Consider the following 14,258-nt stretch of genomic DNA (forward strand, 5'->3'; position numbering starts at 1 on the left):
GAATGAAAAAAATACTATTATTTTGTGATGGAAGTGTTAATCCTCAAAAAAAAATTGGTTTTGGGGCTTATTTTATTTATGATGCCAATCTAGTAAATCAAGATATTAAAATAAAAAGATTTGAAGATACATCTTCTACAAAACTAGAACTTGAAGTTTTACTTTGGGCCCTAAATGATTTAAAATATAAAAAAGAAGAGCTTGTAATATATACAGATTGTCAAAATATTCTAGGATTAGAAAGAAGAAGAGAAAAACTTGAGTTAAATAACTATAAAACTAGTACTGGAAAAGTAGTTAAAAATAATGAACTTTATAAAAGTTTTTATAAAATGACAGATAATATAAAAGTGAATGCTAAATTTACTTTTATAAAAGTAGAAGGTCATAAAAAGTCAAGTCAAAAAGATGATATTGATAAACTATTCAACCTTGTAGATAAAGCTTCAAGAAGAGCTTTACGTGAATATCTAAAAGAAGAATTGCAATGAATGAAAATTTTTATTTAAACTTAAAAGTTATGGATAACTTATACTCAATAACTAATAATGAGTTTTATGAAGATGCACCTAAAGATTGGTTTGTAGTAGTTTCAGATGTAATAGATTCAACAAGAGCAATTGAAGAAGGTAAATATAAAGAAGTAAATATGGTAGGGGCTTTGAGTATTATTTCTATTTTAAATATTGCTAAAAACATAGATATTCCTTTTGTATTTGGTGGAGATGGTTCTTTTTTATTAATTCCAAAATCAATATATAAACAATCAACACAAGCGCTACTTGCTGTTAAAAAGATTGCCATGGAATCTTATTCATTAAATTTAAGAGTAGGTATTATTTCTATAGAAGAAGTATATAAAAGAAATAAGCAAATACTAATTACTAAATATAAAGTTTCAAAAGACTATACCCAAGCTTTAATAAAAGGTGGTGGTTTAGAATTATGTGATAATCTTTTAAAATCAAGTGATAAGTATTTGATTAAAGAGAAAATCGATGAAAGTTTTAAACTTGATATTAGTGGTTTAGAGTGTAGATGGAAAGCAATAAAAACACCAAAAGAAGAAAACTTATCAATAATTATCAAAGCCTTTGATGAAAGTCATTATGAAAAAATACTAAAAGACCTAGATGGTATTTTAGGTAATAATACTCTAAGACATCCTATCATAAATGAAAATTTAAAACTTAGTTTTAAAAATAAAGAACTAAATGTAGAAGCTTCTATTTATACAAAAAATATTATTATGAGGTTTTTAATAAGTACAAAATTTAAACTAATAAATGCTTTAGGTGCATACTTGATGAAGGAAAAAGTATCTTTATGGGGTGAATATAAAGATAGAATAATAAGTACATCAGATACAGAAAAATTTGATGATATGTTAAGAATGATTGTTGCAACAGATTATTTACAAACTACAGCGCTTGAAAAGTATTTAGAAAGTGAATTTTTAAATAAAAATATACAGTATGGTTTACATAAATCAGATTCTTCTTTAATGACTTGTATTATTTTTCAAAGACATGGAAAACATATACATTTTGTAGATGGATCAAATGGTGGATATGCAAGTGCGTCAAAAAATTTAAAAGAAAGTTTAACAAAAAAATAAAGGATAAAAATGGTTATATATTTACATGGCTTTGGAAGTGCAGGGTTTGGAGAAAAGGCTCAAAAATTTTTAGAATATTTTGAAGATGAGATGATAACTCCCACATTATCAACAATTCCTGTATTAGCAATAGCTACACTAGAACAAATAATTGAAGCATTTGTAAACAGAGGTATAAAAGTATCTTTAGTAGGTTCTTCTCTTGGTGGTTTTTATGCTCTTTATCTTGCAAATAAATATGATTTAAAAGCAGTTTTAATAAACCCAGCAGTAACTCCTTGGCTTAATTCTGATAGTTTAGATAAAGATGGAGAGGAAATGTCTATATGTTATTATGATAATTCAAGATTTGAGTTTAATCACTCTCATATACAATCATTAAGAAATTATGAAGTGGTGATGCTTAAAAATCCTAGTAACTTTTTAACTTTATTACAAACAGATGATGAGGTACTAGATTATAATGATGCTGCTGAAAAGCTTGAAGAAACAGAACTTATAATAGAAGAGGGTGGAAGTCACTCTTTTGAAGATATCGAAAGATATTTTAGAAAAGTTTCTACTTTTTTAGAATAAATATATTAGAGATATACCCGCCCAGTTTGATTTTACATTATTATCAAATAGAGATTTATTAGATTTAAAATTAAAAGATATGATATATTCATCAAAATAGGTATCTAGAGAAACTATTTGAGTAATAGTTTCTCTAATTTTTTCAAGATTGTAAGATTTATCATGGTCATTTACATAAAAGAAGTCTGTATATGTATATGTTAATCCATAAGAAATAGACCAATTTATATCTTTAGAATTTCTTTTATGAATGTTTAATTGTTTATTTTCATTTGAACCAATTAATCTTCCTGCTGTGTTAAAGTTATCAGTATACCCACTTCCATATCTTATCATTGAGCTTAAACTTGCTGCTCGATTATAATTTCCTAAATCAATTCTAAAACTATTATTGATATCTAATTTTCCATAATCAAATGTTTTTTTATAGGATTTATGTCCAAAACTATAAGAGAAGTTATATAAAAAATCATCTTTTAGTTGATTGTCCCAACCTTGAGGTTTTGTATTTCCTGTAATATTATGGAAAGTTTCTTGAATTTGTTCAACTTTTGTACTAGCTCCTACCATTCCTAAAGTTAGCATATACTCATGAAAAAATGTTTCGCTCCATTTATAGATAAAGAAATCAAAATTTAAAATACCTGCATATGGTAAATCCCCAACAATTTTATTATTTTGTTTAATATCACTTGGTGTAAATGTTAATTGTGAGAAACCTATACCAAAGTTTGCATTTGTAGTTTGAGAAAAAGGTGTTGGTATTTTATTTATAAAATCATCTTCATATGAATCACTTACATATACAATAGAAGTTCCATTTGTATAGTGTCTATCTTTTCCATCTATAACATCATTTTCAAGATAAAGAGATAAACTTTGTGCCTGAGCAGAAATCGTAAAAAATATTGTGCTAAGTATAGTTAAAAGAGATGTTTTTATAAATAAATTCATATTGAAGTCCTTGAAACTAGTATACAGTCTTTTAATTTAATAATATTTTAAAGTCTTATTATTAAGATACTAGATATTAATTAATAATCTGTTTTTACTTTTAATGCATTTGTAATTTTATTTCTTTTTTAATTCTTTCATAAAGTTTTTGAAATGAGGAAGTAGTTCTTTAAAAGGTTTAGAATCCTTATTTTTTAACATAACTTCACTAAACAATTTTAAACCAATAATTAATGCTTTTGTCTCTTGATTATCAAGTTGCATTTTGCCTTCCATTTGTTCTACAATTTTAAAAATATCATCATGGTTTTTTGTTTCAAATACTAAAGGGTTTTCTTCAATACCATTGCCTTTTGAATCTTCTAAATGTTCAATTGTAAACTTGTATAAATTGCCTTTCATTTATTCTCCTTTATTTATTAATACTGAAACATAATCAATGAGTAAATCCTTTTGATTCTCAAGTTGAAAATCTGGATTTAAGAATATGTATATTCCAAAAACTACAGCCACAGTTGATAACATTATTTATTTTAGGTCCTTTGGATATTATCTTTCTAGAAAGAATTTAACATCTATTAGCTTAAAACTAACTTTCTAGAAAGATATATTTATTAAGTATTACTTCGTTATAATCTTTTATGAATAAAAATTACAAAGAAAAATTATCAGAATTAAAAAAAATAGTTTCTCCTTCGCATAAAAATACATTGGATCTTGTTATTCCTTTTCATATTTATTATAAGGATATGATGCAAGAGATAAAATATATGCTTGAAGTAAAATATACACTTAGTAAAAATGAACTTGATTTGTTATTAGCTTTGATAGGTAGTGGTAATAATTGTAATACATTAGCGCCTACAGAACTTTATGATTATTTATTATTTTCTTCAGGAGGAATGACAAAACTTTTGAAAAAACTTGAAATGAAGGATTATATTATAAGAGTTGAAAATCCAGATGATAAGCGTAGTAAATTAGTTCAGATAACTTATGAGGGGAAAGAACTTGCAAAAAGTGCTATAGATGATGTTTTAGAAATAGAAACTCAATATTTTTCAAAATTAAATGATTTAGAGAGAAGTACTTTATCAAATATTTTCGAGAAACTTGCTAAAAAATAGAGAAACTATTTAGTGATAGTTTTCTCTAAGTTTAAAAATTTTACTTTTAGTTTAGTTAGTTTCTTCATCTACATAGATTTCATCAAGTAAGGAATCTACAAATTTATCTGGTGAAAATTCAATTAAGTCATCTTGCTTTTCACCAACTCCTACAAAGAATATAGGAAGTTCAAGTTGATTTGAAATAGAGAATAAAGCTCCACCTTTTGCAGTACCATCAAGTTTTGTTACTATAATTCCATCGATACCAACCATTTCATTAAATGCTTTTGCTTGTGCTATTGCCGTATTTCCTTGTGTACCATCTAAAATCATAAGTTTTTGGTGAGGTGCATTTTCTTGTGCTTTATTACAAACTTTTACAATTTTAATAAGTTCATTATTCAGATTTTTTTGAGTTTGAAGTCTTCCTGCTGTATCAATAATAACATTGTCAATATCTCTAGCTATTGCTGAAGAAATTGTATCATATGCCACGGCACTTGAATCATGACCTTGTTTTGTTTTAATAATAGGAACATCTAATTTATCTGCCCAAATTGAAAGCTGTTCAATTGCAGCTGCTCTGAATGTATCACCAGCTCCTAGAATTACAGATTTACCTTCTTTTTTTGATCTATTTGCGAGTTTTGCAATAGTTGTAGTTTTTCCTGCACCATTAACACCTATTATTAATCGTACAAAAGGTTTTGGTAAATTGTTTAAATCAACATCAGGTGCATGTTCAAAAAGCATTACAAGTCTATGTCTTAACTGTTTTCTTGTAATTTCTTCAGGTAATCCATCCATTGCTTTTTCTATAATTTCATATTCCATATCTGCTTCAATTAGCATTTCTTCAATATCATCAAAAGCAATTTTTTCTTTTTTTGTTGGAATTACTGTTTTAATTGTTCCAAAAGTCTTTTCTAAAGCTCTTGAGAAAAAGCCTTTTTTCTCTTCTTTAGCTTCCTCTTCTTTTACCATTTCTTCTTGAATTACAGGTGTTTTAGAAACTTCTTCAATCTTTTCAATAACAGTTTCTTCAGTTTTCTCTTTTACTTCTTCAATAATCTCTTGTTCTACTAAAATCTCTTCTTTAGGTTCTTCTTTTTCAACTTTTTTCTTTTTAAAAAAACTAAACATTTTATTCCTCTATTTTTCTAAAAGTTTTTTAATATCTATTTCCATCATTTCAACAGGAACTATTCCTACATATTTTTGGAATATTTTTGATTCTTTATCAACTAAGAACATTGTTGGAATTGATTTGATTGTGCCAAGGGCATCTGATAATTCAAAGTTTTCTTTTCCATTTACAACTGCATAATTTATTTTGTATTCAGTTATAAACTTAATAATCTCTTCGTTTGATTTACCTTCTTCTAATAAAACTGATACAACTTTTAAGTCATTTCCATATTTGTTTTCTAATTCTATTAGATTTGGAATTTCTGCTTTACACGGTGGACACCAAGTTGCAAAGAAATTTAATAATACTAATTTTTCAGGATAATCTTTAAAAATTATCTTATCTCCATCAACTTTTATATTAATGTCTAAATTATTTGTTGTTTTTAATATAAAGTCTGTTTTTTTAATTACTACTTCTTTTGTCTCTGATTTATTAGAACTCTCATTTTCTGTCTTTGAATCACAACCAGTTAGTACTAAAATTGATAATATTGACAAAAATGCGAATGTTTTAAACTGCATTTTAATTCCTTTTGGTAAAATTATTTGTTGGGTAGGAATTTTACCCAAGTGAGGCTTAAAAATGGAATTGAATCACAAAAGTGATTTTAGAAAATCGTGTATAAAAAGATTAAAATTTACAAGTGTTACTTCAAAGTATTATAAAGACAAAATTGTTATTAAAAAATTAGAAAATTTTATAAATAGAAGCAAAGCAAAAAATATTTTATTATATATACCATTAGGTATAGAAGTTAATGTTAATCCATTAATCAATAAATTAAGAAAAAACAAAAATGTTTATGTTCCTTATATGGAAGGTGAGAGTTTTAAGATAGTTAAGTATAGATTACCTTTACAAAAAAAGAAGTTTGGAATAAAGGAACCAAACAACTCCTTTTTAAAGCCACAAAAAATTGATTTGGCAATAGTACCTATTGTAGGAGTAGATGCTATTGGCAAGAGAATAGGCTTTGGTAAGGGAATGTACGATAGATTTTTTGATAGATTATCTTATAGACCAACACTAGTTTTTACACAATTAGTACTTTGTAAAAGTGACAAAATTTTATCTGAAAGTTACGATATTCAAGCAGATTATATAATAACTAATTAAGGTTTTGAATATGGAATATATTATTGGGTGTGTGATAGTAGCAATTATTAGTGCTATTATAAGTATTATTGTAGTTAGAAAAATTGACAAGGCTAAGTTTCAAGTATTTATTGAACAAGCAAAAGCAAAAGCAAAAGTTATAGAGCATGAAGCGGAAGTTTCTTTAAAAGATTCACAATTAAAAGCAAAAATTGACTGTGATAGAGAGTTTAAAAATGCAAGACGTGATTATGATACTATGCTTGCTAAAATTGAAAAAAAAGAGAGAGAATTAAACGAACATCTTGAATCAGAATTGAAAATAATCAAATCTGAAAAAGAAGAAATAATAGAAACAAACAAAAAAATTACATCTTTAAAAGATAGTTTAGAAAAGCAAAAAAAGAGTTATGAAGATAAAACACAAGAAGCTATAAAGATTCTTGAAAATGGATGTGGTCTTACTGTTGAAGAAGCAAAAGAGTTAATGCTTGAAAAAGTAAAAGAAGATTCAAGAGCTCAAATTTCTTCTATTTTTAGAAAAAAATATAAAATAGCAGAAACAAATACTAAAAATGAGATTAATAATATGCTTTCTCATGCAGTTACGAGATATGCAGGAGAATTTGCAGCTGAGAGACTTATTAATAATTTGCCTATTAAAGATGATGAAACTAAGGGAAAAATTATTGGTAAAGAAGGGCGAAATATTAAAGCTCTTGAAATGTTATTAGGAGTAGATATTATTATTGATGATACGCCAAATACTATTACAATCTCTTCTTTCAATCTATATAGAAGGGCAATTGCTACTAAAACTATAAAAGTTTTATTAGAAGATGGAAGAATTCAACCTGCAAAAATTGAAGAAGTTTATAATAAAGTTAAAATTGAATTTGATAAAAATATCCTAAAAGAGGGTGAAGATGTAATCTTAGAACTTGGTATTAAAACAATGCATCCAGAGCTTATAAAACTTGTAGGACGTCTAAGATACAGAGCTTCTTATGGACAAAATGCATTAGCTCATACTTTAGAAGTTTCTCACTTAGCTGGACTTTTAGCTTCGCAAATGGGTGGAGATGCAATTCTTGCACGTCGTGCTGGATTATTACATGATATTGGTAAGGCTTTAACTCATGAAATGCCAGGATCACATGTCGATTTAGGTGTAGAAATTTGTAGAAGGTATGATGAACCAGATACTGTAATAAATGCAATTTATGCACATCATGGTCATGAAGAACCTATAAATGTTGAATCAGCTGCAGTTTGTGCAGCAGATGCATTAAGTGCAGCAAGGCCAGGTGCTAGAAGAGAAGTATTAGAAAGCTTCTTAAAAAGAGTAGAAGAGGTTGAAAATATTTCAACATCAAAACCTGGAGTATTAAATGCCTTTGCAATTAATGCAGGTCGAGAAGTTAGAGTTATTGTAAAAGCTGAGCTTGTAAATGATGACGAAGCAGTTATTCTTGCAACAGAAATTGCAAAAGAGATTGAAGAAAAAGTTCAATACCCAGGTGAGATTAAAGTAAATGTAATTAGAGAATTACGAGCTTTATCTTATGCTAGATAAGTATTAAATTAAAAAAGAAATAAGAGAAAAATGAAAATAAATACACCAACAACAAAAATAATAGCAGGTAAATATAAAGGTAAAACTATAGCTTTACCTTCATTAGAAGTTACAAGAAGTTCAAAATCAAGATTAAAAGAATCATTGTTTAATGTTTTACAGTTTGATATAATTGATAAAATATTTATTGAATCTTTTGCAGGTTCAGGTTCTATTGGGCTTGAAGCAGTTTCAAGAGATGCTAAAAGAGCATATTTTGTAGAGTTAAATAAAGCTTCATATAGTATTCTTATTAAAAACTGTAGAGCAATTGATATGAATAAATGTGAAACACAATTAGGTGATACTTTTGTTCAAACACCTGCAATCCTTTCCTCTGTAATGAATTCAAATGATGAAGTGATTTTATATATTGACCCACCATTTGATTTTAGAGATGGAATGGAAGATATTTATGATAGGTCATTTAAAATGATTGAAGAAATTGAAAATGAAAATATTTTTATGATTATTGTTGAGCATGTATCAACTTTAGTAATGCCACAAACACTTGGTAAATTTTCTTTAAATAAGACTAAAAAGTTTGGAAAAAGTTCTTTATCATATTATAAATACTCATAAGAAATAAAAAAAGATAAGAAGAAAACATGTTTAAATTTGCAGTATATTTATTGATTTCATTAATTGGAGTAGTCTTTTTATTGCCATTTTTTTATACTATATCTGCATATGAGTTAAATCCTTTAAAAATCCTTGAAAGTCCATCTTTACAGCATCTATTTGGTACAGATAGATTAGGTAGAGATGTGCTTGCAAGAATACTTCAAGGTGGACAAACATCACTTATTATTGGCTTTTTAGCAGCTAGTATATCTTCTTTGATTGGTTTATTTATTGGAATAAATGCAGGATATTTTAAAGGAAATATTGATAAAACGATTACTATTACGATAGATTTATTTTTAACTTTTCCTACTTTCTTTTTACTTTTGGCATTGGTTTCTTATATCCAAGCTTCATCTGTTATTTTGATAATTGTTATTTCAATTACAGGATGGATGGGAATGGCTAGACTTATAAGAAGTGAGAGTTTTGCAATTGGGAATAAACCCTATATAAAAATACTAAAACTATCAAATGTTTCTACTTTTAAAATCATCTTCAAATACTTTGCACCTTTGCTTGCACCAATATTCTTAATATCTTTTACTTTTGGAGTAGGTGGCTCAATTTTAGCAGAGTCTGGACTTTCTTTTTTAGGTCTTGGTATTAATCCTCCCCAGATGTCTTGGGGTTCTTTACTAAGCGATGGGAAAAGTGTGATTGATATAGCTTGGTGGGTTAGTTTCTTCCCTGGTTTAATGATATTTTTAATCACTTTTTGTCTTATTCAAATTTCTGATTATTTACAAAGTAAATTTAATACAAAAGAAATTCAAAATCCATAATTTAATTTTCTAAGTTCTTATGTTAATATAAGATAAAAAATAATTAGGAAACTTATCATGAAATATATATCAAATATCTTGCTTCTTTCAATGATACTACTTTTTACCGCTTGTTCTTCTAAAAATCAAGTAAGAATAAATGAGCAAATGAATACATTTTCTTTATATAAAAATGTGGTAATTCTTTCAGCACCTAAAACAATACCAAGTCCTTTTTCTGTAGGTTTAGGAGTAGGTGGAAGTCTTTCAAGACATGTTGGAATTAGTATGGGAACAGTTTTTAGACCTGATATAGAAAATGACGAAGCTTTAGATTTAGAACGAAGTATTGCTGTTCACAATGTATCTTTGCAAAATTTAGTAAAAGACGAGTTTTCAAAGGCTATGAGAAATGATGCTTACTATAAAAACAAATATACAGCTTTTGGAGCAGATTATCAAGTTCATTTATTTGTTCCTAAATATATAATTGATAAATCAATACTAACTTCAAATGCGTATGTAAAAGTTTATTTAGATCTTGAAATAGTAAATAGAAATGGAGATGTAATTTATAGTGATAGAGCTGTAAATGATTCAAAGTATTATGGAGAAGACAGTTTATTAAATAATAAAGTACTTCTTGAAGATGCTTTAAGAACATCTATACAAAAATCAATACAAGAGTTAATTATAAATATGAAGAAAAGCTAGTTTACTAGTTCTCTTAGATTAAACAATAAATTTATATTTTAAAATTGAAAGAAGTAAATGAATTATCTTTATGAAAATCAAAACATTCCAAAAGATTTAGAATCATATATTAAAACTAATAAATCTATACATCCTTACTTTGAAATGAACTTTGATGGAATTAAACCTAAAAATAGGTGTGGTTTTTTATCTATTGAAAATAAAAACTATTTTATCGTTCCAAAAATATCTTCAAAAGAAGATGATAATCTAAATATCTTTATATATATGATTTTATACTCTTATGATATTAAAATATCAAATGAAGATTTAGCTAGTTTTGATAATACAAAATATAAATATCTTGAAATTTTTATAAGATATTTTACAAATACATTACTTCAAGAATTAAAAAAAGGTTTATATAAAACTTATATCACTAAACAAGAGAATCTAAAAGTCTTGAAAGGTAAATATTTATTTGAAAAAAACTTTAATAATTTTTATCATATGAATATTCATTGTGAATTTGATGAGTTTTCATCGAATAATGATTTAAACAAGTTTTTTCTTTATTGTATAAAAACTTTTAAAAGATATAGTTCCTATTCAAATATACATAAATGTGAAGCAGTATTTGATGAAGTAGAATATAATCATGTAGATATCAATAGATTAAATATAAAGTTTGATAGATTAAATCTAAGGTTTAAAAAGTCATTTGAAATAGGACTTATGATACTTAAAAAACTATCACCTTTAGTTTCAAACTCAAATACAAAAAGTTTCGCATTTTTATTTGATATGAGTGAAATATTTGAAAAGTTTATAGGAAACTTATATAAAGACATAGATAGTACAACATCACTTCAAACAGAAAAAAATTTTGGTAATTTAAAATTAAAACCTGATATTTTAACGTCAAGAAAAATAATTGATACAAAATATAAATTAGTAAAAAATAAAGAAGATTTAAAAACAAATGATAAATATCAGATGTTTACATATGGAATAAATTTCAGTATCAAAGAAACTCTTCTTTTATATCCTAAACATATATATGATGTTAATGAAAGGTTAAAGCTTGGAAAAGATGATAATTTGATTAAATTAGAAATGAAAAGTATTGATTTAAAGAGTGATAAAACAAAATATGATGAATATATAGAAGAAATAAAAAATAGACTGGAGAATATTAATGCCTGAAAATAACATAATTACAGAAGAACAAGTTATCGATATGTACCAAAAACTAATAAACTATTCTAATAAACAATTGACAATTTTTGAAGAGCAAACTCAGTCTCAAATTGTGGAAAATATTAAAAATAAAATACTTAATGAAAATAGCTTTGAATGGAATGAAACTTCATTACTAGATTATTTAAATGCCCTTATCTATATGATTAAAGGACAACAGTTTGCAAGAACAATTAATAGTTTCTCTAAAAGATATTTACTCAAAGAAATAAATAAGGACTTTGGTGAGGAAATTTATAATAATGCAAAGAAGTCCCTTGAACTGCATGAAGAATATTATAGAAATATAACGAATAGGAGAAGGCTAAAAAAAGCAATTAAAAATTTTAAGGATAAATGGGATGATACCGATGGTTTATGGAGAAATGAATATTTTGAAGGTATTAGAACATTTAAAAATCTAAAAATAAATGTCTCTTATGGATATGGAAATAGAATAGCTCTTCCTAAAACTCCTTATATGAATTTTTTAAAAGAAGGTTTTCTTACAAATAATGGAGCATATCCATTTATAACTTATATTTATGAGAAAAATGAATTTGAAATAGGGATTAGTTTATCTAGAGAAAATAGACCTAATTTAAATGAAAATATAGTTAATGAAATTCAACTTTACAAAAGTACTTTTATTTCTACAAACGATTTAAATGCAGTAGTTAATCAGTTAGATATTTGCATAAAAGACTTTTTTAAAATATTAAACTCTAATCATCCATCTTTAGAGATTACAAAACAAGTCTTAGAACATATTATTGAGAATTATACTTTTGAAAAAGAAGTAAATCATTATTTTAAGATAGATAATAAAGACAAATTATATCCAAGAAGATTTATAGTAAATGAAGCAGCTAAATATCAGAATTTGAACAAAGAATATAATACAAATGAAGCTAAACAAATTTTAGAGAATATATTTGGGAATAGAATAGAATTTATTACAAAACCTAACCAAGGAAATAGTATGCAAATTAAAAACATCATTTTATATGGAGCACCAGGAGTTGGGAAAACTCATAATTATAAAAAGTTGATTTCTCTTATTGAAAAAGGAAATCTAAAAGAAAAAGACATTTTCAAAGAGATTGAAACCTCAAATGAAAAATATGAATTAGAAAATTTTAATGATGATTTGGATTCAAGAATTGAATTCATTACATTTCACCAAAGTTTTGGATATGAAGACTTTATCGAAGGATTCAGACCAAACGAAGAAGGTAATATAAAATTAGAAAATGGAATATTAAAAAAAATATGTAAAAATTTATCTTTATCATTAAATATTTTTGAATCAAGAGTAAGTTTTTTTAAAACAGAATGTTTAGATTATTCAATAGACGTAAATGAAATGATTAATGAATTAAATAGTAAACTTATTATTAATAGTCCAGTTCAAAACTTATTAATAGAAAAAGAATATATTGCACTAATTTTGAGAAACAAAATAAGAATAGAAATTAGTAATGGTGATTTAGAAAATTGGTTACATGAAATAGTTCATAATGAGTTATTTGAGGATGAAATACTATTCGATTTTTATAAAAAAAGTCGATACATAGACATTATTGGTAGCCATATGCTTAATAGAATAAAAGTAAATAAAGTTTACGATGAATTAATAAAAAGTTACAAAAAAGTTTACAAGCCAAATGATAATAAATATTTGGTTATTGATGAAATAAACAGGGGAAATATTTCTAAAATATTTGGTGAATTAATTACATTAATTGAAGAATCTAAAAGAGATAATTATGAAGTAACTCTTCCTTATTCAAAAGAAAAGTTTTCAGTTCCTTCAAACCTTTTTATTATTGGAACAATGAACACAACAGATAAATCAATAGCTTTAATTGATGTAGCGCTAAGAAGAAGATTTACATTTATAAAAATGCAACCTAATTCAAATTTAGTAATTAAAAGTTTTAAAGAGACATTTGAAAAATTAAATGAGCAAATAAAAACAGATTTAGGAGAAGAATATCAAATAGGTCATAGTTATTTTATGAATATTGAGGAATCAGATTTAGATTTTGTAAAAGAATATAAAATCAAGCCTCTTTTAGAAGAGTATTATTATGGAGAAAATAATAAATTGCAAGAGACTTTAAAAATTATCGGTTTAGAAAAATCTAGTTTCTTATAGTTAATAAGAATACATATAAAGAGTTATCCATGAAAAATACAATTCTAATTTTAATATTTATTGCTAGTATAATTGGTAGTACATCAAAATTCATATATGACAAAATAGAAGGTCTAAAAAGTGAATTACTTCAAGTAAAAAAGTTAAACACAAAGTTAAAGAAAAATAATACAAACTTAGTTAAAAAACAGAATACTATAAAACAGAAATTAAAAGATAGAAGAACAGTACTATCAAAGAAAAAGTTAGCAAAAGCAAAATATAAAATTGGAAAAGCTGCAGTAGGTGTTATTCCTTTTGTTGGTACTGGTGCTGTTGCTGCATTAACATATGAGGAAATAAAAGGTTATTGTGAAGATTTAAAGGAATATAAAGAATTTGAAAATTCTATCTTCTCTAATCCTGATGAAAGTATTGTTAATGAAGAACAAATCTTATGTGGCTATGACAAAAATCTTATAGAAAAAGAAGTTTATAAAGATTTAGAAGAATTTAAAGATGACTTTTCTTCGGTTATAGGTTCTCAATTTAATCTATTATCAATATACTTAGAAACAAAATATAATTCATTTATAAAAGATTAAAAGGAATAAATATTTAGCTTAGTGCAGATTTAAA

The 14,258-nt window shown here is 25.6% G+C and carries 16 protein-coding genes; 12 read left to right on the top strand and 4 right to left on the bottom strand.

Features of this window, described 5'->3' with window-relative positions:
• Nucleotides 1-2 precede the first annotated feature (2 nt).
• From KO488_RS03510 to KO488_RS03520, 3 genes are read left to right on the top strand one after another with little or no spacing between them, the layout of a single operon-like run.
• Nucleotides 3-491 (top strand): ribonuclease HI, encoded by a 489-nt coding sequence (locus KO488_RS03510; protein ID WP_216057409.1) that lies wholly within the window; start codon nucleotides 3-5, stop codon nucleotides 489-491.
• Nucleotides 488-1,618 carry a DUF3095 domain-containing protein gene (locus KO488_RS03515; RefSeq protein ID WP_216057410.1) on the top strand — a complete coding sequence of 377 codons (1,131 nt, stop codon included), beginning with the start codon at nucleotides 488-490 and terminating at the stop codon, nucleotides 1,616-1,618. The genes KO488_RS03510 and KO488_RS03515 overlap by 4 nt, the downstream gene beginning before the upstream one ends.
• A 9-nt stretch (nucleotides 1,619-1,627) precedes the next feature.
• Nucleotides 1,628-2,194: a YqiA/YcfP family alpha/beta fold hydrolase gene (locus tag KO488_RS03520; protein ID WP_216057411.1), complete on the top strand. Its 567-nt coding sequence runs from the start codon at nucleotides 1,628-1,630 to the stop codon at nucleotides 2,192-2,194.
• Here the strand turns inward: KO488_RS03520 and KO488_RS03525 are convergent.
• A complete protein-coding gene (locus KO488_RS03525) occupies nucleotides 2,186-3,148 on the bottom strand; it encodes a lipid A deacylase LpxR family protein (protein ID WP_216057412.1) in 963 nt (320 codons plus the stop codon). The genes KO488_RS03520 and KO488_RS03525 overlap by 9 nt on opposite strands.
• A gap of 117 nt (nucleotides 3,149-3,265) precedes the next feature.
• Nucleotides 3,266-3,550 carry a DUF3861 domain-containing protein gene (locus KO488_RS03530; RefSeq protein WP_216057413.1) on the bottom strand — a complete coding sequence of 95 codons (285 nt, stop codon included), beginning with the start codon at nucleotides 3,548-3,550 and terminating at the stop codon, nucleotides 3,266-3,268.
• Nucleotides 3,551-3,897: 347 nt separating this feature from the next.
• Here KO488_RS03530 and KO488_RS03535 point away from each other — a divergent pair, with 347 nt between their 5' ends.
• Nucleotides 3,898-4,275 (top strand): MarR family winged helix-turn-helix transcriptional regulator, encoded by a 378-nt coding sequence (locus KO488_RS03535; protein ID WP_216057414.1) that lies wholly within the window; start codon nucleotides 3,898-3,900, stop codon nucleotides 4,273-4,275.
• A gap of 51 nt (nucleotides 4,276-4,326) precedes the next feature.
• Here KO488_RS03535 and ftsY read toward each other — a convergent pair whose 3' ends face one another.
• Together ftsY and KO488_RS03545 are read right to left on the bottom strand one after the other, a co-directional pair.
• The gene (gene ftsY, locus KO488_RS03540) at nucleotides 4,327-5,241 is read right to left on the bottom strand and encodes a signal recognition particle-docking protein FtsY (RefSeq protein ID WP_216057451.1); all 915 of its coding nucleotides are present in this window, start codon (nucleotides 5,239-5,241) and stop codon (nucleotides 4,327-4,329) included.
• Nucleotides 5,242-5,409: 168 nt separating this feature from the next.
• Nucleotides 5,410-5,970, bottom strand: coding sequence for a TlpA family protein disulfide reductase (locus tag KO488_RS03545; RefSeq protein WP_216057415.1), 561 nt, complete (start codon nucleotides 5,968-5,970; stop codon nucleotides 5,410-5,412).
• A 61-nt stretch (nucleotides 5,971-6,031) separates the two neighbouring features.
• On the opposite strand from KO488_RS03545, the gene KO488_RS03550 reads away from it, so the two are divergent.
• From KO488_RS03550 to KO488_RS03585, 8 genes are read left to right on the top strand one after another with little or no spacing between them, the layout of a single operon-like run.
• Nucleotides 6,032-6,565, top strand: coding sequence for a 5-formyltetrahydrofolate cyclo-ligase (locus tag KO488_RS03550; RefSeq protein WP_216057416.1), 534 nt, complete (start codon nucleotides 6,032-6,034; stop codon nucleotides 6,563-6,565).
• Between the two features lie 10 nt (nucleotides 6,566-6,575).
• The gene (gene rny / locus KO488_RS03555; RefSeq protein WP_216057417.1) at nucleotides 6,576-8,120 is read left to right on the top strand and encodes a ribonuclease Y; all 1,545 of its coding nucleotides are present in this window, start codon (nucleotides 6,576-6,578) and stop codon (nucleotides 8,118-8,120) included.
• A 30-nt stretch (nucleotides 8,121-8,150) separates the two neighbouring features.
• Nucleotides 8,151-8,741 (top strand): 16S rRNA (guanine(966)-N(2))-methyltransferase RsmD, encoded by a 591-nt coding sequence (rsmD, locus tag KO488_RS03560; protein ID WP_216057418.1) that lies wholly within the window; start codon nucleotides 8,151-8,153, stop codon nucleotides 8,739-8,741.
• Nucleotides 8,742-8,767: 26 nt separating this feature from the next.
• A complete protein-coding gene (locus KO488_RS03565; protein ID WP_216057419.1) occupies nucleotides 8,768-9,568 on the top strand; it encodes an ABC transporter permease in 801 nt (266 codons plus the stop codon).
• A 57-nt stretch (nucleotides 9,569-9,625) separates the two neighbouring features.
• Nucleotides 9,626-10,261: a hypothetical protein gene (locus KO488_RS03570; RefSeq protein WP_216057420.1), complete on the top strand. Its 636-nt coding sequence runs from the start codon at nucleotides 9,626-9,628 to the stop codon at nucleotides 10,259-10,261.
• 57 nt (nucleotides 10,262-10,318) lie between these two features.
• The gene (locus KO488_RS03575) at nucleotides 10,319-11,446 is read left to right on the top strand and encodes an McrC family protein (RefSeq protein ID WP_216057421.1); all 1,128 of its coding nucleotides are present in this window, start codon (nucleotides 10,319-10,321) and stop codon (nucleotides 11,444-11,446) included.
• A complete protein-coding gene (locus KO488_RS03580; RefSeq protein ID WP_216057422.1) occupies nucleotides 11,439-13,640 on the top strand; it encodes an McrB family protein in 2,202 nt (733 codons plus the stop codon). Before KO488_RS03575 ends, KO488_RS03580 begins: the two co-directional genes overlap by 8 nt.
• A gap of 29 nt (nucleotides 13,641-13,669) precedes the next feature.
• Entirely contained in the window at nucleotides 13,670-14,224 is a 555-nt protein-coding gene (locus tag KO488_RS03585) for a hypothetical protein (RefSeq protein ID WP_216057423.1), read from the top strand.
• The last annotated feature ends 34 nt before the right edge of the window (nucleotides 14,225-14,258 follow it).

Source organism: Poseidonibacter lekithochrous (assembly GCF_018861145.1).
Lineage (GTDB): Bacteria > Campylobacterota > Campylobacteria > Campylobacterales > Arcobacteraceae > Poseidonibacter > Poseidonibacter lekithochrous_A.